The organism is Streptomyces sp. NPDC088923 (genome assembly GCF_044749745.1).
Lineage (GTDB): Bacteria > Actinomycetota > Actinomycetes > Streptomycetales > Streptomycetaceae > Streptomyces.
This window is the reverse complement of the sequence record NZ_JBIVIO010000002.1, coordinates 576,649-598,032: the sequence shown is the minus strand read 5'-3', so window position 1 is coordinate 598,032 and position 21,384 is coordinate 576,649. Positions and strand designations below refer to the sequence as shown.

The following is a 21,384-nucleotide window of genomic DNA, read 5'->3' as shown; positions in this document are numbered from 1 at the left end:
CCAAGGCGCGGGCTCTAGACGCCGCCCCACCCGTAGGCGTGGTCGATCGTGAAGGAGACGACCAGGCGGCCGTCCTCGACCATGACCCTGCGGTACTCGTCCCAGTCGGGGTGCTCGCCGCGCACGGCGCGGTAGAGGTCGACGAGTTCCTCCACGCTCGCGTCGTCGGGGGCGGCGGCGACGGGGGTGAGCGAGGCGGTGCCCTCGTAGACGCCGTAGGCACCGCCGTCGGGGCGAGTGACGTAGAGGCTGATGCGGGGGTCGCGGCGCAGGTTGCGGACCTTGGCGCGGTCGTCGGTGGTGGAGAAGCGGACACGGCCCGTCGCGGGGTCGTGGGCGAAGTCGACGGTGGAGACCTGGGGGCGGCCGTCCTTCTTCAGGGTGAGCACGCCGCCCCGGCCACCGTCGCCGAGGAGCGCGAGGACTGAGCTGCGGGCGTCGTTCGAGGGCATGTGCGGTCCTTCGTTCGGTCGCTGTGGAGCCCGGCGCCCGAGGCCGGGTCACCGGTCAGCGGTCGCGCGAGGCACCCCGGCGACCGCACCCGGCACAACGCCGCCGAAGTCAACTTCGTTCCGCCCCAGCCGCTTTGCCGACCGGTGCGCGCTTGGGCCACACGACGTACGAGAGCGCGATGAGGCCGTGGATGCCGAGCGCGCGCAGGGCGACGAACTGCCAGGAGCGGAGCGGTGCCGCGGCCTCCGCCCCGCCGACGTAGAGGATCGCGAGCTGGAGGAGTCCGCAGGCGAGGGCGGCGGCAAGGAGGGTACGGAGCCAGAGGCGGACCTCGTGCGCGGCGCGGGCGCGGCCGTGGCGGGGCGGCCCGGCCGGGCGCGGGCCGCCGGCGAGGCGATGGCGGGCGTGGCCGTCGAGCCACCGCAGGGTGTAGCGGCCGTAGGCGACCGTACCGCCGAGGTAGAGGGCCGCGAGGCCGTGGGTCCAGGAGGGCTCGGCGCCCCGGCGCAGGTCGAAGGCGGTCACGGCGAGGAGCACCACTTCGAGCAGGGGCTCGACGAGCAGCACGGCGACCCCGGCCCTGGGCCTGTGCGCCGCGTACCGCAGCAGCAGCCCCGCCGCGAGCAGCACCCAGAAGGCGACCTCGCACACGACGATCGACGTGATGATCACGGCGCGTCTCCTCTCTCCCCCGGATCTCCCCCGGATCTCCCCCGGGCTCGTTCGTCCAGCTTCGCCTCCGCCCGCCGTCCCGGCCTCGGCCCCGGTGCCGATTCCGGCCTCAACGAAAGGCGCAGTCTCCCGGGCGCGGGCACCTGACCCGGGAACGAGGTATCCCCGCGCACGTCGTGCTGTGATGGCCTCATGCCGCCCGCACCCCACCGCCTCCCCCGCCCCCACCGCGATGACGCGCTGCTCGCGGCGGCCGGGCTCGCGGGCGGGGTGCTCCTGTGGGCGCTCGGCGTGGCGAGTTACGGCGGGGCACGACCGCTCGGCGGGGCGTGGGTGCTCCTCCCGCTCGCGGTGGCGGCGCTCGCCGGGCTGTACCGGCGGACGCTGCCGCGGGCCGGGTTCGCCGCCGGGTGCGTGACGGTGCTCGCCGACGTGTTCACGAGCGGCTCGCTCGCGACGGTGCTGCTCGGCACGGACCTCGTCTACGCGGCCGTCGTGTACGGGCCGTCGCGCTGGGCGCGCGTGCTGCCGCGCGCGACCGCACTCGTCACGCTGGGCGGGACGGCCGCGCTGCTCGTGTGGCTGCGCGAGCCGGTGGCGCTGCTGCTCGGCGCGTTCCTCGGCATCGTGAGCTTCCTGCCCGCCTCCTCGGGCGCCGTCGTCCGGGGCCACCGCGAGGAGGCGCGCGCGGCACGGCTACTCGCCGAGCGGACCGCCCAGCTCGCCGAACGCGACCGCGTGGAGGCGCTCGCGGCCGAACGGGCCCGAATGGCAAGGGAGTTGCACGATATCGTCGCCGGGCACCTCTCCGCGATCGCCGTGCACTCCTCCGCCGCGCTCGCCGCCGACGACCCCGCGCTCTCCCGCGAGGCGCTCGGTGTCGTCCGCGCGAACAGCGTCGCGGGGCTCACCGAGATGCGGCGCCTCATCCACGTCCTGCGCGCGGAGGACGAGGAGCCGGGCCCCGAACCGCGCCTTTCGGGGATCGGCGCACTCCTGCGGCAGGCGGACGAGGAGGGCGCCCGGCACGGGCTGCGGTTCCGGCTGGAGGAGGAGCCGGTACGCGTCCCGCTCGCCGCGCCGGTCGAGCTCGCCGCGTACCGCATCGTCCAGGAGTCCGTCACGAACGCGCTCAAGCACGCGGCGCCCGGCGAGGTGCGCGTGCGCCTGCGGCAGGCGGACGGGCTGCTGCGTATCGACGTCACGAGCCCGCGCGACCCGGACGCGGCGTCCCGCGCGCCCGGCGCCGGGGCCGGGCTGCTCGGCATGAGCGAGCGCGCGGCACTGCTCGACGGGACCTTCCGCGCGGGCCCCGAGGACACCCGGTGGACCGTACGCGCCACCCTCCCCACCCAGGAAGAGGCCACCCGATGACCACCCCGTCCCGTCCCCCGCGACCGCTGCGCGTCCTCGTCGCCGAGGACCACGCCTCCGTGCGCGCCGGGCTCGCCCTGATCCTGCGCGGGGCGCCGGGCATCGAGGTCGCGGGTCAGGCGGCGGACGGCGAGGAGGCGCTGGAGCTGACCCGCGCCCTGCGGCCCGACGTCGTCCTCATGGACGTACGGATGCCGCGCCTCGACGGGGTCGCGGCGACCCGCGCGATCGTCGCCGAGGGGCTCGCCGACGTGCTCGTCCTGACGACCTTCGACCTCGACGCCTACGTCTTCGGGGCGCTGCGCGCGGGCGCGGCCGGCTTCCTGCTCAAGACCGCCGAGGCCGGTGAACTCGTCGCCGCGGTACGGAGGGTGGCCGCCGGGGACGGCGTCGTGGACCCCGCCGTCACACGTCGGCTCCTCGCGGAGTTCGCACGCGGCGGCAGGAGGCCGGAGCGGTCCGCGCCGAAGGGCCTCGCGCGACTCACGCCCCGTGAGCGGGAAGTGCTGAGCTGTCTCGGCGAGGGGCTCGGGAACGCGGAGATCGCGGAGCGGATCGATGTCGCCGAGGGCACGGTGAAATCCCACGTGAGCCGGTTGCTCGCGAAGCTGGAGCTGCGCAACCGCCTTCAAGCATCCCTCCTGGCCAGGGACTTGGGTCTTTAGGCGGGACGCCGCGCGAGGCGCGGGCCCCGGCCCCGCGCCCCCGTACCCCGCTCGGCCACTTTTGGTCCAGACCTCTTGACCGCTGGTCCAGACCTTTCTACGCTCCCCCCATCTGCGGTGAACATGTCACCCCTTCCCCGAGGGGCCGTGTTCACGGGCGTCGCAGGGTTCCACCCCACCATCGGTACTCAACTGCTGGAGTACGCCTTGAGTTCAGGAACCCCCCGCAGACCGGGCCGTCTGCGCACCAGAGTCCTCGCCGGACTCACGACCCTGATCCTTCCCCTGACCGCACTCGTCGGCCTCGGCGCCTCCCCCGCGCAGGCCGCCGAACAGGCCACCGCGAGCTACACCCGTACCCAGGACTGGGGCAGCGGCTTCGAGGGCAAGTGGACGGTGAAGAACACCGGCACCACCTCCCTGAACGGCTGGACCCTGGAGTGGGACTTCCCCTCCGGCACCAAGGTCACCTCGGCCTGGGACGCGGACGTCACCAACTCGGGTGACCACTGGACCGCGAAGAACAAGAGCTGGGCGGGCAGCCTCGCCCCCGGCGCCACCGTCTCCTTCGGCTTCAACGGCACCGGCTCCGGCTCCCCCGCCGGGTGCAAGCTCAACGGCGGTTCGTGCGACGGGACGACGACCCCCGGCGACACCCCGCCCACGAAGCCCGGCACCCCGACCGCCTCGGCGATCACCGACACCTCCGCGAAGCTGAGCTGGGGCGCCGCGAGCGACGACAAGGGCGTCAAGAACTACGACGTGCTGCGCGACGGCGCCAAGGTCGCGACGGTGACGACGACCTCGTACACCGACTCCTCCCTCAAGGCCGGTACGGACTACTCGTACACCGTCCAGGCCCGCGACACCGCCGACCAGACGGGTCCCGTCTCGGGCGCCGTCAAGGTGCGTACGACGGGCGGGGGCGGCACCGACCCCGGCAACCCGGGCACGGGCGGCGACAAGGTCAAGCTCGGGTACTTCACCGAGTGGGGCGTCTACGACCGCAACTACCACGTGAAGAACCTGGAGAGCTCGGGCTCCGCCGGGAAGATCACGCACATCAACTACTCGTTCGGGAACGTCACCGGCGGCAAGTGCGTCATGGGCGACTCCTACGCGGCCACCGACAAGGCGTACACCGCCGACCAGTCCGTGGACGGCGTGGCCGACACCTGGGACCAGCCGCTGCGCGGCAACTTCAACCAGCTCCGCAAGCTCAAGGCCAAGCACCCCGGCCTGAAGGTCCTGTGGTCCTTCGGCGGCTGGACCTGGTCCGGCGGCTTCGGTGACGCGGCGAAGAACCCGACGGCCTTCGCGCAGTCCTGCAAGCAGCTCGTCGAGGACCCGCGCTGGGCCGATGTCTTCGACGGCATCGACATCGACTGGGAGTACCCGAACGCGTGCGGCCTCAGCTGTGACACGAGCGGCCCGGCCGCGCTCAAGAACCTCGCCTCGGCGCTCCGCACGACCTTCGGCAAGGACTACCTCGTGACCGCCGCGATCACGGCGGACGGCAGCGCGGGCGGCAAGATCGACGCCGCCGACTACGCGGGCGCCTCGCAGTCCTTCGACTGGTACAACGTCATGACGTACGACTTCTTCGGCGCCTGGGACGCGCAGGGCCCCACCGCCCCGCACTCTCCGCTCACCTCGTACAGCGGCATCCCGAAGGCCGGCTTCAACTCCGCCGACGCCATCGCCAAGCTCAAGGCGCAGGGCGTCCCGGCCGCGAAGCTCCTGCTCGGCATCGGCTTCTACGGACGCGGCTGGACCGGCGTCACGCAGGACGCCCCCGGCGGCACCGCGAGCGGGCCCGCGCCCGGCAAGTACGAGCAGGGCATCGAGGACTACAAGGTGCTCAAGACGAGCTGCCCGGCCACCGGCACCGTCGCGGGCACGGCGTACGCGCACTGCGGCACCCAGTGGTGGAGCTACGACACCCCGTCGACGATCAAGAGCAAGATGGCGTGGGCCAAGAGCCAGAACCTCGGCGGCGCCTTCTTCTGGGAGTTCAGCGGCGACACCAGCAACGGCGAGCTCGTCTCGGCGATCAACGACGGCCTGAAGTAGTCCACGGCCCGCACCACTGAGCCACCCCCCGCGAACGAAGCCGGGGAGACGGGAACGCCCCCCGTCTCCCCGGCTTCTCGCTCGTACGCCCGAAGTGCCGCCTCCCGACGCGAGGTTGACAACCGCTCCCCCGCACCACGCGAGCTCCCCCCGGGAGCTACGCCACGTTCACCCGCTGCCCCGGGGGCGCCGCCTCCAGCCAGGCGAGGAAGCCGGTCAGCGCGTCCTCGCTCATCGCGAGTTCGAGCCGCGTGCCCCCGTGGAGGCAGCCGAGCACCACCGCGTCCGACAGGAGCGCGAGTTCCTCCTCGCCCTCCGGCAGCCGCCGGTCGGTCACCTCGATCTCGGAGCGCTCCAGGAGCCGGCGCGGGCGCGGCGAGTAGGAGAAGACGCGGAACCACGCGACCCGGTCCCCGTTGTAGCGGGCGACCCCGTAGATCCAGCCCTTGCCGCTCGTGTCGCCGCGCGGGGGCGCGTTCCACCGCACCGAGCAGTCGAAGGTGCCGCCCGAGCGCTGGATGAGCCGCCTGCGCAGCCCGAAGACGAACAGCCCCGCCGCCACCAGGACCACGACCAGCCCGCACACCAGGAGAGTGAGGAACACCAGTACCGACCTCCTCGCCTCTTCGATGACGGTTGCGCGGCGACCCCGGGAAAAGGGCTCACCCTATGGTTTCAGCCGCGGCCCGGTCTGGACGAATCCAGGCCGGGCCGCGGCTGAGGTACTACGTTATCGCGCGTGCGGTCAGTGCGACGCCGCCGCCCGCAGCCGGACCTCGGCCCGGCGCTCGGCGTGGGCGTCCGCTTCGGACTTGGCACGCTCCAGCGCGCGCTCGGCACGCTGGACGTCGATCTCCTCGGACAGCTCCGCGATCTCCGCGAGCAGCGACAGCTTGTTGTCCGCGAAGGACAGGAAGCCGCCGTGCACCGCGACGACGACGGTGCCGCCCTCGGTGGTACGGATCGTCACCGGGCCCGACTCCAGCACACCAAGGATCGGCTGGTGACCGGGCATGACGCCGATGTCGCCGGAGGTGGTGCGGGCGACGACGAGGGTGGCCTCGCCGGACCAGACACTGCGGTCCGCGGCCACCAGCTCGACATGCAGTTCAGCAGCCAAGAGGTGCTCCTCGGGTCACCACCCGGCGCGCCGGCCGGGTGTGGGAAAAGATTCTACGGGGCGGGTACGGGCCCCAGGGGCGAGCGCCCCGGGCCGGGGCGAGCGCCCCGGGCCGGGGCGAGCGCCCCGGGTGCCGACCGGCCGGGACGGTGCCCGGCCGGACGGCGGTGGAGCGGCGGGGTCAGGAGACGCCCAGCTCCTTGGCGTTGGCCTTCAGGTCCTCGATGCCACCGCAGAGGAAGAACGCCTGCTCCGGGAAGTGGTCGAACTCACCGTCGCAGATCGCGTTGAAGGCCGCGATCGACTCGTCCAGCGGCACGTCCGAGCCGTCCACACCGGTGAACTGCTTGGCGACGTGGGTGTTCTGGGAGAGGAAGCGCTCGACGCGACGGGCGCGCGAGACGACCAGCTTGTCCTCCTCGCCCAGCTCGTCCATGCCGAGGATGGCGATGATGTCCTGGAGGTCCTTGTACTTCTGAAGGATGTTCTTGACCCGCATGGCGGTGTCGTAGTGGTCCTTCGCGATGTACCGCGGGTCCAGGATGCGGGACGTGGAGTCCAGCGGGTCCACGGCCGGGTAGATGCCCTTCTCGGAGATCGGGCGGGAGAGCACCGTCGTCGCGTCCAGGTGCGCGAAGGTGGTCGCCGGGGCCGGGTCCGTGAGGTCGTCGGCGGGCACGTAGATCGCCTGCATCGAGGTGATGGAGTGACCACGGGTCGAGGTGATGCGCTCCTGGAGGAGACCCATCTCGTCGGCCAGGTTCGGCTGGTAGCCCACCGCGGAGGGCATGCGGCCGAGCAGCGTGGAGACCTCGGAACCGGCCTGCGTGAAGCGGAAGATGTTGTCGATGAAGAACAGCACGTCCTGCTTCTGGACGTCGCGGAAGTACTCGGCCATCGTCAGGCCGGCGAGCGCGACGCGCAGACGGGTCCCCGGGGGCTCGTCCATCTGGCCGAAGACCAGCGCGGTCTTGTCGATGACGCCCGAGTCGCTCATCTCGTCGATGAGGTCGTTGCCCTCACGGGTGCGCTCACCGACACCGGCGAACACCGAGACACCGTCGTGGTTGTTGGCGACGCGGTAGATCATCTCCTGGATGAGCACCGTCTTGCCGACGCCGGCACCACCGAACAGACCGATCTTGCCGCCCTTGACGTACGGGGTCAGCAGGTCGATGACCTTGATCCCGGTCTCGAACATCTCGGTCTTCGACTCGAGCTCGTCGAACTTCGGCGCCTGGCGGTGAATCGCCCAGCGCTCGCCGATGTTCGCGTTCTCCTCCGGCTTGTTCAGCACCTCGCCGAGGGTGTTGAACACCTTGCCCTTGGTGAAGTCGCCGACCGGGACCTTGATGCCCTCGCCGGTGTCGGTCACCGGGGCCTGGCGGACCAGGCCGTCGGTGGGCTGCATGGAGATCGCGCGGACCAGGCCGTCACCCAGGTGCTGGGCGACCTCGAGGGTCAGCGTCTTGCGCGTCCCCTCCTCGGCCGGGTCGTCGATGTCCACGTGCAGCGCGTTGTAGATCTCCGGCATCGCGTCGACGGGGAACTCCACGTCGACGACCGGGCCGATCACCCGGGCGACGCGGCCCGTCGCGACGGCCGTCTCCACACTGGTCGTCATTACTTTTCACTCCCCGCGTTCGCGTCGGCCAGGGCACTGGAGCCACCGACGATCTCGCTGATTTCCTGGGTGATTTCGGCCTGGCGGGCCTGGTTGGCGAGCCGGGACAGCGTGTTGATCAGCTCTCCGGCGTTGTCCGTGGCCGACTTCATCGCGCGCCGCGTGGCAGCGTGCTTGGAGGCGGCGGACTGGAGCAGCGCGTTGTAGATCCTGCTCTCGACGTACCGCGGCAGCAGGGCGTCGAGGACGTCCTCCGCCGAGGGCTCGAAGTCGAAGAGCGGGAGGATCTCGCCCTCCGGCGCCGCTTCCTTCTTGACCTCGTCGAGACTGAGCGGCAGGAGCCGGTCGTCCCGCGAGGTCTGCGTCATCATCGAGACGAACTCGGTGTAGACGAGGTGGAGTTCATCCACGCCGCCCTCCGCCGTGTCCTTCTCGATGGCCTCGATCAGCGGCGCTGCCACCGTCTTGGCGTCCGCGTAGGTCGGCTCGTCCGTGAAGCCCGTCCACGAACCCGCGAGGGCACGCTCACGGAAGTTGTAGTGCGCGATGCCGCGCCGGCCGACGACATAGACGTCGACCGTGCGGCCCGCCGCCTCCAGCTTCGCGGTCAACCGCTCCGCCTGCTTGAGCGCGTTGGCGTTGAAGGCACCGGCCAGACCGCGGTCGCTGGCGAGAACCAGGACGGCGCTGCGGACGGGCTTCTCGGCCTCGGTGGTCAGCGGGTGCTGCGTGTTCGAGCCGGTCGCGACCGCCGTGACCGCGCGGGTCAGCTCGGTCGCGTACGGGGCCGAAGCCGCCACCTTGCGCTGCGCCTTGACGATGCGCGAGGCGGCGATCATCTCCATCGCCTTGGTGATCTTCTTGGTCGCCGAGACGGACCGGATACGCCGCTTGTAGACCCGGAGCTGGGCTCCCATGAGTCAGGTCCCTTCGGTCGTCACTTGGCGGCGGTCGCGGAGGCGTCGTCGCCCAGCAGCTTGCCGTCCGAGGTCTGGAACTGCTTCTTGAACTCCTCGACCGCGTCGCCGACCGCCGTGAGCGTGTCGTCCGACATCTTGGCGCCCTCCTTGATGGAGGTGAGGAGCGGCTGCCGCGTGCTGTGCAGCCAGCTGAGCAGCTCCTTCTCGAAGCGGCGCACGTCGGGGACGGGCACCTCGTCCATCTTGCCGTTGGTACCGGCCCAGATGGAGACGACCTGGTCCTCGGTGGCCATCGGCTGGTACTGGTCCTGCTTGAGCAGTTCCACCAGGCGCTGACCGCGGGCGAGCTGCGCCTTGGAGGCGGCGTCCAGGTCGGAGCCGAAGGCCGCGAAGGACTCCAGCTCGCGGTACTGGGCCAGGTCCAGGCGCAGACGCCCGGAGACCTGCCGCATCGCCTTGTGCTGGGCGGAGCCACCGACGCGGGAGACCGAGATACCGACGTTCAGCGCGGGGCGCTGACCGGCGTTGAAGAGGTCGGACTCCAGGAAGCACTGGCCGTCGGTGATGGAGATGACGTTGGTCGGGATGAACGCGGAGACGTCGTTGGCCTTCGTCTCGACGATCGGCAGACCCGTCATCGAACCGGCGCCCAGGTCGTCGGAGAGCTTCGCGCAGCGCTCCAGGAGACGCGAGTGCAGGTAGAAGACGTCACCCGGGTACGCCTCGCGCCCCGGCGGGCGGCGCAGCAGGAGGGAGACGGCGCGGTAGGCGTCGGCCTGCTTCGACAGGTCGTCGAAGATGATCAGGACGTGCTTGCCCTCGTACATCCAGTGCTGGCCGATGGCCGAGCCGGTGTAGGGGGCGAGGTACTTGAAGCCGGCCGGGTCGGAGGCCGGCGAGGCGACGATCGTCGTGTACTCCAGCGCGCCGGCCTCTTCGAGGGCACCGCGCACCGAGGCGATGGTCGAGCCCTTCTGGCCGATGGCGACGTAGATGCAGCGGACCTGCTTCTTCGGGTCGCCCGACGCCCAGTTGGCCCGCTGGTTGATGATCGTGTCGACGGCCAGCGCGGTCTTGCCGGTCTGGCGGTCGCCGATGATCAGCTGACGCTGGCCGCGGCCGATCGGGGTCATGGCGTCGACGGCCTTGTAGCCCGTCTCCATCGGCTCGTGGACCGACTTGCGCTGCATGACGGTGGGAGCCTGAAGCTCCAGCGCGCGGCGACCGGTGGTCGCGATCTCGCCGAGACCGTCGATCGGGGTGCCCAGCGGGTCGACGACACGGCCGAGGTAGCCGTCGCCGACGCCGACCGAGAGGACCTCGCCGGTACGCGTGACCGGCTGCCCCTCCTCGACGCCGCTGAACTCGCCGAGGACGATGGCACCGATCTCGCGCTCCTCAAGGTTGAGGGCGAGGCCGAGGGTGCCGTCCTCGAACTTCAGCAGTTCGTTCGCCATCGCCGAGGGCAGCCCCTCGATACGGGCGATGCCGTCGCCCGCGGTGGTGACAGTGCCGACCTCCTCGCGCGAGGCCGCGTCCGGCTTGTACGACTGGACGAAGTTCTCCAGTGCGTCCCGGATCTCCTCCGGCCGGATCGTGAGCTCCGCCATCTGAGTTCCCTGCTCTCCTTGTTGGGCCCGAAGTCTTTGGGGGTTCCTGGGGGAACCCCCCAGAACTTCTTCATCCTGTGGACGGCCCAACCGGGCCGTTTGATCGTGCATGTCTCTACAGCTGCTCGGCGTCCGGGCGCCGAAGCCGTTCGGCGTCCGGGGCCGCCCGGTCTCCGCGACCGCTCGGGTCCGCGAGCCCGGCCGTACCGGCCGGGCGCCGTCGGCCGGTCAGCCCGCCATCCGGCGGCTGACCTCTTCGATGCGGTCGGCGAGAGAGCCGTTGATGACCTCGTCACCGATCTGGACGCGGATGCCACCGAGGACTTCCGGGTCCACATCGAGGTTGAGGTGCAGCTCCTTGCCGTACAGCTTCGCCAGGGACCGCGCGAGGCGGTCGCGCTGGGCTTCGCTGAGGGGTACCGCGGAGGTGACCACAGCCACGAGCCGGTTACGGCGCTCGGCGGCGAGCCGGGCGAGCGTTTCCAGTCCGCTTTCCAGGCTACGTCCTCGGGGGTGTGCCACGAGCCGGGCGAGAAGACGCTCGGTGCTCGCGTGGGCACGGCCCGCGAGGAGGTTGCGCACCAGGCCCGCGCGCGCCTCGGCCGGGGCCGAGTCGTCGGTGAGCGCGGCACGCAGCGCGTGGTCGGAGACGACGATCCGGCCGAAGCGGAAGATCTCGTCCTCCACGTCGTCCAGGCCGCCGGCCCGCTGCGCGGCGGTCAGCTCGGCGAGGTTCGCCAGCTCCTCCAGGGCGTCCGTGAAGTCGCGCGAACGCGACCAGCGGGAGCGCACCAGTCCGGCGACGAGGTCGGCGGTGGGACCGCTGACCTGACCGCCGAGCAGTCGCTGGGCGAGCTGCGCCTTGGCCTCGGCGGGCTGCGCCGGGTCGGTGAGGACCCGACGCAGGGACACCTCGCGGTCGAGCAGCGTGGTGGTCGCCGTCAGCTCCTCGGCCAGCGTCGTGGCGTCGGCGGACGTCGAGTCCGTCAGCGCGTCGAGACGCTGGACCGCGGCCGACAGCGCCTCGCGGCTCGCTCCGTTCATCGTGCCGCCTCAGCCTTCGCGTCGAGTTCGTCGAGGAAACGGTCGATCGTGCGGCTCTGGCGGGCGTGGTCCTCCAGGGACTCGCCGACCAGCTTGCCTGCCAGTTCGGTCGCGAGGCGGCCGACGTCCTGGCGCAGGGTGGTCGCCGCGGCCTTGCGGTCCGCTTCGATCTGGGTGTGGCCGGCGGCGATGATCTCCTCACGCTGCCGCTGGCCTTCCGCGCGCATCTCGGCGATGAGCGTGGCGCCCTGTTCCTGCGCCTCGGACCGCAGCCTGGCGGCCTCGTGACGGGCCTCGGCGAGCTGGGCCTTGTACTGCTCCAGCACGCTGTCGGCCTCGGTACGAGCGGCCTCGGCCTTCTCCATCCCGCCCTCGATGGCCTCACGGCGCTCGTCCAGAACCTTGTTGATGTTCGGGAGGAGCTTCCAGGCGAGGAGGCCGAAGACGATGACGAAGGCGAGGGCGCCGATGACCAGCTCGGGGATCGGCGGGACGAGGGGGTTCTCCTCTTCCGCCGCGAGCATCAGCAGTGAGCTCACTTGGGTGCCTTCCGTCTAGTGGGCGTACGTCGCGGGCGGATCAGGTGCCGTAGACGAACGGCATGACCAGACCGATGAGGGCGAGCGCCTCACAGAAGGCGAAGCCGAGGATCTGGTTGGCGCGGATCAGGCCGGCCGCTTCGGGCTGGCGGGCGAGCGCCTGGGTGCCGTTGCCGAAGATGATGCCGACGCCGACGCCGGGGCCGATGGCGGCGAGGCCGTAGCCGAGCGAGCCCAGCGAGCCGGTGACGGTGTCAGCGGCGAGGGTCTGGAGAGCGGACATGCCGGTTCTTCCTTCTCTTTACGCGGACCGGTGGGGGTTGGCCACCGGACGATCAAGGGTGGGGCGGGCCGAGGTCAGTGGTGCTCGGCGACGGCGCCCTGGAGGTAGGTCACGGTCAGCAGCACGAAGACGTACGCCTGAAGGGCCTGGATGAACAGCTCGAAGGCGGTCATCACGAGCGTCATGATGAACGAGACACCCGCGTACGCGATCCCCACGCCGTTGAGCAGGTACCAGCTCGCGATCGTGAAGAGCAGGATCAGCGTGTGGCCCGCGAACATGTTGGCGAAGAGTCGCACCGCGTGCGTGAAGGGACGCACGAGCAGGTTCGAGAAGAGCTCGATGACCGCGGCGAGGTAGGCGACCGGGCCGAGCGACTTGTCGAAGCCGGTCACGTTCTTCCAGAAGCCGGACCAGCCGTGCCGCTTGAAGGTCAGGCTGATCCAGGTCACGTAGACGAGGAGAGCGAGGACCGCGGGGTACGAGATGATCGCGGTGACCGGGAACTGGGCGACCGGGATGACCGACCAGAGGTTCATCATCCAGACGAAGAAGAAGAGGGAGACGATGAGCGGAACCCACCTCTCGCCCTCCTTCTTGCCCATCGTCTCGTAGACGACCCCGCGCCGGATGAAGTCGTATCCGGCCTCGGCGACCATCTGGAGCTTGCCGGGGACGACCTTCGGCTTGCGGAAGGCGGCCCAGAAGAAGCCGACGATGATGATCGAGCCCACGAGGGCCAGCAGCATCGTCTTGTTGAAGTAAAGATTGCTGTCCCCGTCGCCCCAGAGCGGCTTGAACAGGAACGAGTGCAGGCCCGGGGCCGGGAAACCGCATCCGTCGAAGATGTGGCAGTCGGTCTCGAAGGCGAGCACCTGCGTCGGGTCAGCACTCACCGCGGGCTCCTTCAGCGTGGCGCATAGGTACGGCAACCTCGTTGTGTCGGCGCGGCGCGGAGCCGCTGGTCGGCACGGGACTGGTGTTACGGGTGTGGGGACGGCTCTCGCTCGACGAGCCTCGCGGTCCAGCAGGACAAGGCTCGGATGGCCGCGTCCGCGATGCCGCAGTTGGAACCGGACAATAGCAGTCGCGTCCGCGACCCTTTATCCCGCCCCTACCCCTCATGCGCGGGACCCCGTCTTCGCCCCGTTCGCGGCCTTGTCGGCGGCCTCCGGGTCGACGTAGAGGATCTTCGCCTTGCTGTGCGCGCGAGCCTGTGCCGCGATCCAGATCAAGGTCCCCGCCACCAGGACGGAGGCGAAGACCTTGGGGTCGAAGAGGTCGGTGTCCTTGAAGACGGCCACGAACACGAACATGAGCAGCAGCTGGCCCGTGTAGAGCGCGAGCCCCATGCCCTGGAAGATCGAGGGGTACGTGCGGGCGACCCACTGGAGGATCGCGAGGCCGCCGCCCATGAAGAGCAGCACGATGACGGTCGCGACCACGGCGCCGAGGGCTCCCTTTCCGCCTGCCACGAACGCGCTGACGACAGCGGCGATCGCGCCGGCGGCGGCTGTGGGCACAGCGGTCCGCTGGAGGAGGAGGGTGTCCTGGGAGGGCATGGCGGCAACTCCGCTACGTGGGTGGGGACAGCACAGGGGTACTGCACAAGGGGGTGTCGTCGAGGACGAGCGTAGACCGGGCGGGAGACGGGGGTCTCCGGGTGACAAAGGTCAACGAGCCGTCAAAGCACGGTTCTTCGACTCTGTTCCCCCGGCCTCGTGAACGCTATCACAAACTATTTGATGAGGTCTTTACCTCGAACGTGTGCTAGTTGTCACACGTGAGCGCTAATTCCCCGCCCAGGGCGTGACCTTGCATCAACTTGTCTGCTATTAAGGGGATTTTGCCAGCAGTTGAGGCTGCTCGGCACGTCCAGGTGAACTCCCGGCGGAGCCCGTAACCTTTCCGGGATTTCAGGGCCGCGAGCCCGCCGAGTGCGCGTGGTCCCGTTTCTCGTAGGCGCCGAGTGCCGTCGCCCCGTGGGCAGTACGCGCCGGAGCGGCCCCCTCCGCGGCCGCGTCCACCGCGGCGGCCGCCGCCTCGGCCCTGGCCCGCCGCAGCGCGGCCCTGCGCCGTCGGTAGCGCGGCGGCACGGCCTTCTCCGCCCAGTGCGGCACCCGGGGCTGGAAGCGCGGCAGCAGGAGCAGCACGAGACCCACCGCGCTCCCCGCCATGATCGCGAGCACGATCCACATCGAGGCCGAGTTCACCGAGTAGGCGAGCGTCCCGAACGAGATGAGCGCGCACCAGAAGTACATGATCAGCACGGCCCGGGACTTGGAGTGCCCGAGCTGCAACAGACGGTGGTGGAGGTGGCCCCGGTCGGCGGCGAACGGCGACTGGCCGCGCCAGGTGCGCCGTACCACCGCGAGCACGAGGTCCACCGCGGGCACCGCGATGATCGACAGGGGCAGCAGGAGCGGGATGTACGAGGGCACCATCTCGTGGACCGAGGCGCGCTCCGAGCCCGTGAACAGGTTGAGCGCGTCCGGCTCGACCTGCCCGGTGATCGAGATGCCGCCGGCGGCGAGCACGAGCCCGATGAGCATCGAGCCCGAGTCGCCCATGAAGATCCTGGCGGGGGGCATGTTGTGCGGCAGGAAGCCGAGGCACATGCCGATGAGGATCGCCGAGAAGAGCGTCGCGGGGGCCGCCGCCTCGATGGCGTGCCCGTACCAGATGCGGTAGGAGTACAGGAAGAACGCGGCGGCGGCGATGCAGACCATGCCGGCCGCGAGGCCGTCGAGCCCGTCCACGAAGTTGACCGCGTTGACCGTGACGAGGACGAGGGCGACCGTGAGCAGATTGCCCTGCCAGGCGCTCAGCAGGATCGTGCCCTCGCCGGGGATCGGCAGCCACAGGATGGTGAGGCCCTGGACGACCATGACGCCGGCAGCGATGAGCTGGCCGCCGAGCTTCACGAGGGCGTCGATCTCGTACTTGTCGTCGAGCACGCCGACGATCCAGATGATCGCGGCGCCCGAGAGCAGCGCCCGGGGCTCGTGCGAGGTCACGAAGACGCTGTTGAGGTTCGTGAGGTGATCGGCGACGAGCAGTCCCGCGCACAGCCCCGCGAACATCGCGATGCCCCCGAGCCGGGGGGTCGGTTCGCGGTGCACGTCCCGGGCCCGGATCTCGGTCATCGCGCCCGCGACGATGGCGAACTTCCGCACCGGTCCGGTCAGCAGATAGGTCACCGCCATCGTGATGCAGAGCGTCAGCAGGTATTCACGCACGGGCTTCCCCACAGATCGAGCGGCCATCCTCCAGCGCACACCTTAGCTTCGCGCGCATACCGCCTTGACCTTCCGGGTAGCCCCTTTGGTTGTCCCGAAACGCCCCCGTAGCGGGTCACGGGGCCCCCGACCCTCCCAAATCCCCCGCACCGCACATCCGTCGCACGGGGGACGTACCGCGCCCGGGCACTCGGGCGGATTCCCCCAAGGCTCCGGGCAGCACGCGGCCCCGGCGCCGGGGCACTTCCCCGGGCCACCAGGGCACTTCCCCGGTTCACCGGGCCACTTCGGCCCCTGTCAGCGCGTTGATCACGGGGTCGAGCGCCTCGCTGATCTCCCCGCCGATGGCCTCGAAGAACGTCAGCGGCGCCCCGTAGGGATCGTGCACCTCGTCCGCCTCCGGCGTGGGCGCGAGCAGCCAGCCGCGCAGCGCGGCGGCGGCCCGGACGAGCGCCCGCGCGCGGCCCGCGAGATCGGCGGTGTCCGGCAGCGTCGCGGGGTCTATCGCCCGGACGAGCCGGGTGAACTCCTTGAGCGTGAAGGTCCGCAGGCCTGCCGAGTGCCCCATCGAGATGACCTGGGCGCGGTGGTCCCGGGTCGCGGTGAGGACGAGGTCGGCGTGGATGACGTGCCCGTCGAGCAGTTCCCTGGCGCGGAACCCCGCGGGATCGGCGCCCAGTTCACTCAGCACGGCCGCCGCGTTCTCCTCCATCGGCGCGCCCTCGTGCCCCCACGTGCCCGCGCTCTCCACGATCAGCTCGCTGCCCGCGCGCGCCCCGAGCCGGGCCGCGAGGGCATGGCGGGTCAGCCGCTCGGTGATCGGCGAGCGGCACACGTTCCCGGTGCTGACGTGGAGGATGCGGAAGGGAGGGTCGGGCGGGTCCCCGGGTATGTCCCGCCCTTCGCCGGGGGCCGTCAACTGGCCACCTTGAGATGGGGTACCACCTTGCGCAGCTCTTCGGCGTCGATGACCCCGGCGCGCAGGAGCACGGGCACCTCGCCGCTCACGTCGACGATCGAGGAAGGAACGTTTCCCGACGTGGGACCGCCGTCGAGGTAGACGGAGACGGAGTCGCCGAGCATCTCCTGCGCGGCGTCGCAGGTCTCGGGCGAGGGGTGGCCGGTGAGGTTGCCCGAGGAGACGGCCATCGGGCCGAACTCCGTGAGGAGCTCGATCGCGACGGGGTGCAGGGGCATGCGGATCGCGACGGTGCCGCGGGTGTCCCCGAGGTCCCAGGCGAGCGAGGGCTGGTGGCGGGCGACGAGCGTGAGGCCGCCGGGCCAGAAGGCGTCCACGAGGTCCCAGGCGGTCTCGGAGAAGTCCGTGACGAGGCCGTGCAGGGTGTTCGGGGAGCCGATGAGCACGGGCGAGGGCATGTTGCGCCCACGGCCCTTGGCGGCGAGCAGGTCACCGACGGCCTCGGCGCTGAAGGCGTCGGCGCCGATGCCGTAGACGGTGTCGGTCGGCAGGACGACGAGTTCGCCGCGCCGCACTGCGGAGGCGGCCTCGCGCAGGCCGGTGGCGCGGTCGGTCGCGTCGTCGCAGTCGTATCGCCGTGCCATCAGCGGGTCTCCTGTTCGCGGGGAAGGTGCGGTTGCGTGGGGTGGTGCGGGAGGTGGGACGGGGCGGGGCGGCTCACGGCAGGGCCTTGCGGGCGGTCGCGAAGCGCGGGCGGTTGTTGAGGTCGGGGTGGTCGGCCGCGTCGGCCCAGCCCCGCTCCTCGGTGAAGAGCCACGGCACCTGGCCGCCCTGGGTGTCGGCGTGCTCGACGACGACGACGCCGCCGGGGCGCAGCAGGCGGTGGGCGGTGCGCTCGATGCGGCGGATGGTGTCGAGGCCGTCCTCGCCGGAGAAGAGCGCCATCTCGGGGTCGTGGTCGCGGGCCTCGGGCGCCACGTACTCCCACTCGGTGAGCGGGATGTACGGCGGGTTGGAGATCACCAGGTCGACCTGGCCGTCGAGTTCGGGCAGGGCCGCGAAGGCGTCGCCCTGGTGCAGGTGGACGCGGGAGCCCTCGACGTTCCTGCGGGTCCACACGAGGGCGTCCTCGCTCAGCTCGACGGCGTGCACCGTGGAGCGGGGCACCTCCTGGGCGAGCGCGAGCGCGATGGCGCCGGAGCCCGTGCACAGGTCCACGACGAGCGGCTCGACGACGTCCATCGCGCGCACGGCGTCTATGGCCCAGCCGACGACGGACTCGGTCTCGGGCCGGGGCACGAAGACGCCGGGGCCCACCTGGAGCTCCAGGTACCGGAAGTAGGCCCGCCCGGTGATGTGCTGGAGCGGCTCGCGCGCCTCGCGGCGGGCGATCGTCTCCCAGTAGCGGGCGTCGAAGTCGGTGTCCGGGACGGTGTGCAGTTCCCCGCGCTTGACGTCGTGCACGTACGCGGCGAGTTCCTCCGCGTCGTTGCGGGGAGAGGGCACACCGGCGGCGGCGAGCCGCTGGGTGGCCTGGGCCACCTCGGCGAGCAGGAGGTTCACGCGCCTGTCCTTCCTGTGGCGCCGGCGCCGCCGGCTGCCGCGGCCCGCGGGGGGCCGCTTTCGGTCACACGCTCGGGGGGCGTCGTACGGGACCGGACGACGGCCCCGCGCGCGGTCACGCCGCGGCGAGCTTGGCCGCGGAGTCCGCGTCCACGCACGCCTGGATCACCGCGTCGAGATCCCCGTCGAGCACCTGGTCGAGGTTGTACGCCTTGTAGCCGACGCGGTGGTCGGAGATGCGGTTCTCGGGGAAGTTGTACGTCCGGATCTTCTCCGAGCGGTCCACGGTGCGCACCTGGCTGCGGCGCGCGTCGGCCGCCTCGCGCTCGGCCTCCTCCTGGGCGGCGGCCAGGAGGCGGGAGCGCAGGATGCGCAGGGCCTGCTCCTTGTTCTGGAGCTGGCTCTTCTCGTTCTGGCAGGAGGCGACGACGCCGGTGGGCAGGTGCGTGATGCGCACCGCCGAGTCGGTCGTGTTGACGGACTGGCCGCCGGGGCCCGAGGAGCGGTAGACGTCGATGCGCAGGTCGTTCGGGTTGATCTCGACGTCCACCTCCTCGGCCTCGGGGGTGACGAGGACCCCGGCGGCCGAGGTGTGGATGCGGCCCTGGGACTCGGTCGAGGGCACGCGCTGCACGCGGTGCACGCCGCCCTCGTACTTCATCCGCGCCCAGACGCCCTGGCCGGGTTCGGGGGCGGCGTTGCCCTTCGTCTTCACGGCGACCTGGACGTCCTTGTAGCCGCCCAGCTCGGACTCGGTGGCGTCGAGGATCTCGGTCTTCCAGCCGACCCGCTCGGCGTACCGCAGGTACATGCGCAGCAGGTCCCCGGCGAAGAGCGCGGACTCGTCGCCGCCCGCGCCCGCCTTGATCTCCAGGATGACGTCCTTCTCGTCGCTCGGGTCGCGCGGGACGAGCAGGAGGCGCAGCTTCTCGGTCAGTTCCTCGCGGCGCTCGTCCAGCTCCTTGACCTCGGCGGCGAACTCGGGGTCCTCGGCGGCGAGTTCGCGGGCGGTGGCGATGTCGTCCCCGGTCGCGCGCCAGGCCCGGTAGGTGCCGACGATGGGCGTCAGCTCGGCGTAGCGCTTGCTGAGCCGCCGGGCGTTGGCCTGGTCGGCGTGGACCGAGGGGTCGGCGAGCGTCCGTTCGAGCTCGGCGTGCTCGCCGATGAGTTCCTCGACCGCCTCGAACATCTCCGGGCTCCAAATCGCGTACGTGGAAGGGCTGCGGGGCTGGGCCGCACGGGGGGACCGCTGGGGGCCGTGGCGCCGGGGGGGGCGTGCCACCGCCGAAAAAGCGCCGGCCCCGGCCGCCCCGAGGGGCGGCCGAGGACCGGCGCGTTCGGCTCGCTACTTCTTGGCGGAGCCGGTGGCGGCCTTGCCGAAGCGGGCCTCGAAGCGGGCCACGCGGCCGCCGGTGTCGAGGATCTTCTGCTTGCCCGTGTAGAACGGGTGGCACTCGGAGCACACGTCGGCGCGGATGGTGCCGGACGGGACGGTGCTACGGGTCGTGAACGACGCGCCACAGGTGCAGCTGACCTGCGTCTCGACGTACTCGGGGTGGATGTCGCGCTTCAAGGTGTCTCCTAGGTTCTGGAGGGTGCCGGGTCGCGGAGCCGGGAATGGCGCCACGTGAACCGGGACCGACGTACCAGTTTGCCAGCACTGGCCGCATCCCCCAAAACCGGGGTGGGGGCGCTGGTATTCCCGTACGGAGGGTCGTCCGCCGGTGCCGGTTCGTGAGGCCCGCGGTGTACGGGTGCGAGCGCGCCCCTGCGCCCCGGTCTCAGCCCTTGACGACCCCGTCGGCGCCGCCCTGCGTCGTGCCGTGCAGCGCCGCCGCGGGGACCGCCCGGTCGGCGCGCAGCGCCTTCCACAGCAGTGCGTCCTTCCCGGTGTCGGGGAGCACCCGGTTGGCGTTCTGGGGGTCGTAGGCGACGGGCAGGGTCACCATCGTCGTCGCGGAGGTCTTGACGCCCTTGAGCGAGGTGCCGAACTTGGCGAGCCCGCCGACCGAGTCGAGTCCCGAGTCGGTCGTGAGGGCGCTCGTCGCCGCTCCCGCGAGCTTGTACGCCTTCGCGGGGTTGCCGAGGACGCCGACGTGCTTGACGCGGTCGATGAGCGCCTTGACGAAGGCCTGCTGGAGCTGGATGCGGCCGAGGTCGCTGCCGTCGCCGACGCCGTGCCGGGTGCGGACGAGGCCGAGGGACTGCTCGCCGTCCAGCGTGTGCCTGCCCGCGCCGAGGCTCAGGTGGCTGGAGGTGTCCTGGATGGGCTTCGTGGTGGTGAGCGGGACGCCGCCGAGCGCGTCGACGAGCTTCTTGAAGCCCGTGAAGTCGACCTCGACGTAGTGGTCCATGCGGATGCCGGACATCGACTCGACGGTCTTGACGGCGCACGCGGGCCCGCCGGCCGAGTAGGCGCTGTTAAACATCGCCTGGTGCGCGGCCGGGACGGCCTTCCGGTCGCCCGTCGTGCACGCGGGCCGGTCCACGAGGGTGTCTCGCGGGATCGAGACGACGCTCGCCTTCTTGTGGCCCTCGTAGACGTGCACGACCATCGCGGTGTCCGAGCGTGCCGCGCCCTCGTCGTGGCCGTACTCGCCGTTGCTGCCCGAGCGCGAGTCGGAGCCGAGGACGAGGATGTCCATCGAGCCGTCGTCGGTGTCGGCGGGCCGGTCCTTGCCGAGCGCCGCGTCGATGTCGACGCCCTTGATGTTGTGGTTGAGGTGCCAGTACGCGTAGCCGAGGCCCGAACCGCCGAGTACGACGACGCCCGCGGTGGCCCAGGCGGCGATCAGCAGGCCCTTGCGGCGGGCGCGCGGCTTGCGGCGGCGCCCCTTGCCGCCCCGGCGGGGACGGGACCCCTCTTCGGGGCTTGCGGGGGTGTCGGTCATGCGCTCCTCAGCTCTGTCGCGTGGCTCCCCCGTCCCGGCGTGCTCACGTCAGCACAAGGCCGGATTTCGCCAGCGTCGCACAACGGGCTGTGCTCACGACGGACCCCACGTCGGCCGACCGGTGCCCTCCCCACGCGGACTGCCTGCGGTTTTCCCGCGCGCTGCGGGAACGGGGGCGCTCACGGGCTGTGGCGAAGGACACGCGGGTGCGGTGGCGGGTGCGCGGGGGTACGGGTACGCGGGGGTACGCGGCTGTTCCCCTTGGGGCGGGTCCCGGCTCGCGCGGCCGCCCCGTACCGCCGGGCGGTCCTCGTACGGCCGCTGACGGCGTCCCCGGGCAGCGCAAAGGCCGGGGGCCGCCCTCCCTCGCGGGAAAGCGGCCCCCGGCCTTCGTT

22 protein-coding genes are annotated in these 21,384 nt (G+C 71.2%); 3 read left to right on the top strand and 19 right to left on the bottom strand.

Annotated features, from left to right (window positions below; translation table 11 throughout):
* Nucleotides 1-14: 14 nt before the first annotated feature.
* Both ACIP4O_RS13890 and ACIP4O_RS13885 read right to left on the bottom strand, forming a co-directional pair.
* Nucleotides 15-452 carry a PPOX class F420-dependent oxidoreductase gene (locus ACIP4O_RS13890; protein WP_401574687.1) on the bottom strand — a complete coding sequence of 146 codons (438 nt, stop codon included), beginning with the start codon at nt 450-452 and terminating at the stop codon, nt 15-17.
* 109 nt (nt 453-561) lie between these two features.
* A complete protein-coding gene (locus ACIP4O_RS13885; RefSeq protein WP_401574686.1) occupies nt 562-1,125 on the bottom strand; it encodes a hypothetical protein in 564 nt (187 codons plus the stop codon).
* A 192-nt stretch (nt 1,126-1,317) separates the two neighbouring features.
* Between ACIP4O_RS13885 and ACIP4O_RS13880 the strand changes: the two genes are divergently transcribed.
* The 3 genes from ACIP4O_RS13880 to ACIP4O_RS13870 all read left to right on the top strand — a co-directional run bounded on the left by ACIP4O_RS13880 (nt 1,318) and on the right by ACIP4O_RS13870 (nt 5,237).
* On the top strand, nt 1,318-2,499 hold the full coding sequence (locus tag ACIP4O_RS13880) for a sensor histidine kinase (protein WP_401574685.1): 1,182 nt from the start codon (nt 1,318-1,320) through the stop codon (nt 2,497-2,499).
* Nucleotides 2,496-3,164: a response regulator gene (locus ACIP4O_RS13875; protein WP_401574684.1), complete on the top strand. Its 669-nt coding sequence runs from the start codon at nt 2,496-2,498 to the stop codon at nt 3,162-3,164. The genes ACIP4O_RS13880 and ACIP4O_RS13875 overlap by 4 nt, the downstream gene beginning before the upstream one ends.
* A gap of 207 nt (nt 3,165-3,371) precedes the next feature.
* Nucleotides 3,372-5,237, top strand: a complete 1,866-nt coding sequence (locus tag ACIP4O_RS13870) for a glycosyl hydrolase family 18 protein (protein ID WP_401574683.1) — start codon at nt 3,372-3,374, stop codon at nt 5,235-5,237.
* Between the two features lie 157 nt (nt 5,238-5,394).
* Here the strand turns inward: ACIP4O_RS13870 and ACIP4O_RS13865 are convergent, their stop codons facing one another.
* From ACIP4O_RS13865 to ACIP4O_RS13785, 17 genes are all read right to left on the bottom strand, one after another.
* Complete coding sequence (locus tag ACIP4O_RS13865) at nt 5,395-5,841, bottom strand: DUF2550 domain-containing protein (protein ID WP_361331677.1); 447 nt, start codon at nt 5,839-5,841, stop codon at nt 5,395-5,397.
* A gap of 141 nt (nt 5,842-5,982) precedes the next feature.
* Nucleotides 5,983-6,357: a F0F1 ATP synthase subunit epsilon gene (locus ACIP4O_RS13860; protein WP_361331675.1), complete on the bottom strand. Its 375-nt coding sequence runs from the start codon at nt 6,355-6,357 to the stop codon at nt 5,983-5,985.
* A 181-nt stretch (nt 6,358-6,538) separates the two neighbouring features.
* Nucleotides 6,539-7,981 carry a F0F1 ATP synthase subunit beta gene (gene atpD / locus ACIP4O_RS13855; protein WP_401574682.1) on the bottom strand — a complete coding sequence of 481 codons (1,443 nt, stop codon included), beginning with the start codon at nt 7,979-7,981 and terminating at the stop codon, nt 6,539-6,541.
* Complete coding sequence (locus ACIP4O_RS13850) at nt 7,981-8,898, bottom strand: F0F1 ATP synthase subunit gamma (protein ID WP_401574680.1); 918 nt, start codon at nt 8,896-8,898, stop codon at nt 7,981-7,983. Before ACIP4O_RS13850 ends, atpD begins: the two co-directional genes overlap by 1 nt.
* Before the next feature lie 20 nt (nt 8,899-8,918).
* Nucleotides 8,919-10,511: a F0F1 ATP synthase subunit alpha gene (gene atpA / locus ACIP4O_RS13845; RefSeq protein ID WP_401574679.1), complete on the bottom strand. Its 1,593-nt coding sequence runs from the start codon at nt 10,509-10,511 to the stop codon at nt 8,919-8,921.
* A gap of 228 nt (nt 10,512-10,739) precedes the next feature.
* Entirely contained in the window at nt 10,740-11,555 is an 816-nt protein-coding gene (locus ACIP4O_RS13840) for a F0F1 ATP synthase subunit delta (RefSeq protein WP_401574678.1), read from the bottom strand.
* Entirely contained in the window at nt 11,552-12,094 is a 543-nt protein-coding gene (locus ACIP4O_RS13835) for a F0F1 ATP synthase subunit B (RefSeq protein WP_361331665.1), read from the bottom strand. Before ACIP4O_RS13835 ends, ACIP4O_RS13840 begins: the two co-directional genes overlap by 4 nt.
* Before the next feature lie 40 nt (nt 12,095-12,134).
* Nucleotides 12,135-12,377 (bottom strand): ATP synthase subunit C, encoded by a 243-nt coding sequence (locus ACIP4O_RS13830; RefSeq protein ID WP_007822004.1) that lies wholly within the window; start codon nt 12,375-12,377, stop codon nt 12,135-12,137.
* A 74-nt stretch (nt 12,378-12,451) separates the two neighbouring features.
* The gene (atpB, locus tag ACIP4O_RS13825) at nt 12,452-13,273 is read right to left on the bottom strand and encodes a F0F1 ATP synthase subunit A (RefSeq protein ID WP_361331663.1); all 822 of its coding nucleotides are present in this window, start codon (nt 13,271-13,273) and stop codon (nt 12,452-12,454) included.
* 225 nt (nt 13,274-13,498) lie between these two features.
* Nucleotides 13,499-13,939 carry a hypothetical protein gene (locus tag ACIP4O_RS13820; protein WP_401574677.1) on the bottom strand — a complete coding sequence of 147 codons (441 nt, stop codon included), beginning with the start codon at nt 13,937-13,939 and terminating at the stop codon, nt 13,499-13,501.
* A 354-nt stretch (nt 13,940-14,293) separates the two neighbouring features.
* Nucleotides 14,294-15,643, bottom strand: coding sequence for an MraY family glycosyltransferase (locus ACIP4O_RS13815; RefSeq protein WP_401574676.1), 1,350 nt, complete (start codon nt 15,641-15,643; stop codon nt 14,294-14,296).
* A gap of 247 nt (nt 15,644-15,890) precedes the next feature.
* Nucleotides 15,891-16,535 (bottom strand): protein-tyrosine-phosphatase, encoded by a 645-nt coding sequence (locus ACIP4O_RS13810; protein ID WP_164291921.1) that lies wholly within the window; start codon nt 16,533-16,535, stop codon nt 15,891-15,893.
* Nucleotides 16,532-17,179 carry an L-threonylcarbamoyladenylate synthase gene (locus ACIP4O_RS13805; RefSeq protein WP_361331655.1) on the bottom strand — a complete coding sequence of 216 codons (648 nt, stop codon included), beginning with the start codon at nt 17,177-17,179 and terminating at the stop codon, nt 16,532-16,534. The genes ACIP4O_RS13810 and ACIP4O_RS13805 overlap by 4 nt, the downstream gene beginning before the upstream one ends.
* A 73-nt stretch (nt 17,180-17,252) precedes the next feature.
* The gene (gene prmC / locus ACIP4O_RS13800) at nt 17,253-18,098 is read right to left on the bottom strand and encodes a peptide chain release factor N(5)-glutamine methyltransferase (RefSeq protein ID WP_401574674.1); all 846 of its coding nucleotides are present in this window, start codon (nt 18,096-18,098) and stop codon (nt 17,253-17,255) included.
* A 115-nt stretch (nt 18,099-18,213) separates the two neighbouring features.
* Entirely contained in the window at nt 18,214-19,287 is a 1,074-nt protein-coding gene (gene prfA / locus ACIP4O_RS13795; RefSeq protein ID WP_361331651.1) for a peptide chain release factor 1, read from the bottom strand.
* Between the two features lie 156 nt (nt 19,288-19,443).
* On the bottom strand, nt 19,444-19,671 hold the full coding sequence (gene rpmE, locus ACIP4O_RS13790; protein ID WP_007822028.1) for a 50S ribosomal protein L31: 228 nt from the start codon (nt 19,669-19,671) through the stop codon (nt 19,444-19,446).
* A 208-nt stretch (nt 19,672-19,879) separates the two neighbouring features.
* Nucleotides 19,880-20,989, bottom strand: a complete 1,110-nt coding sequence (locus ACIP4O_RS13785; protein ID WP_401574673.1) for an LCP family protein — start codon at nt 20,987-20,989, stop codon at nt 19,880-19,882.
* Nucleotides 20,990-21,384 lie beyond the last annotated feature (395 nt).

Coding starts and splice junctions, on each gene's coding strand:
- ACIP4O_RS13805 (WP_361331655.1), bottom strand. CDS start 17,179: ATGGCACGGCGATACGACTGCGACGACGCGACCGACCGCGCCACCGGC.
- ACIP4O_RS13850 (WP_401574680.1), bottom strand. CDS start 8,898: ATGGGAGCCCAGCTCCGGGTCTACAAGCGGCGTATCCGGTCCGTCTCG.
- ACIP4O_RS13880 (WP_401574685.1), top strand. CDS start 1,318: ATGCCGCCCGCACCCCACCGCCTCCCCCGCCCCCACCGCGATGACGCG.
- atpA (WP_401574679.1), bottom strand. CDS start 10,511: ATGGCGGAGCTCACGATCCGGCCGGAGGAGATCCGGGACGCACTGGAG.
- ACIP4O_RS13840 (WP_401574678.1), bottom strand. CDS start 11,555: ATGAACGGAGCGAGCCGCGAGGCGCTGTCGGCCGCGGTCCAGCGTCTC.
- ACIP4O_RS13875 (WP_401574684.1), top strand. CDS start 2,496: ATGACCACCCCGTCCCGTCCCCCGCGACCGCTGCGCGTCCTCGTCGCC.
- ACIP4O_RS13820 (WP_401574677.1), bottom strand. CDS start 13,939: ATGCCCTCCCAGGACACCCTCCTCCTCCAGCGGACCGCTGTGCCCACA.
- ACIP4O_RS13890 (WP_401574687.1), bottom strand. CDS start 452: ATGCCCTCGAACGACGCCCGCAGCTCAGTCCTCGCGCTCCTCGGCGAC.
- prfA (WP_361331651.1), bottom strand. CDS start 19,287: ATGTTCGAGGCGGTCGAGGAACTCATCGGCGAGCACGCCGAGCTCGAA.
- ACIP4O_RS13785 (WP_401574673.1), bottom strand. CDS start 20,989: ATGACCGACACCCCCGCAAGCCCCGAAGAGGGGTCCCGTCCCCGCCGG.
- ACIP4O_RS13815 (WP_401574676.1), bottom strand. CDS start 15,643: ATGGCCGCTCGATCTGTGGGGAAGCCCGTGCGTGAATACCTGCTGACG.
- atpD (WP_401574682.1), bottom strand. CDS start 7,981: ATGACGACCAGTGTGGAGACGGCCGTCGCGACGGGCCGCGTCGCCCGG.
- ACIP4O_RS13830 (WP_007822004.1), bottom strand. CDS start 12,377: ATGTCCGCTCTCCAGACCCTCGCCGCTGACACCGTCACCGGCTCGCTG.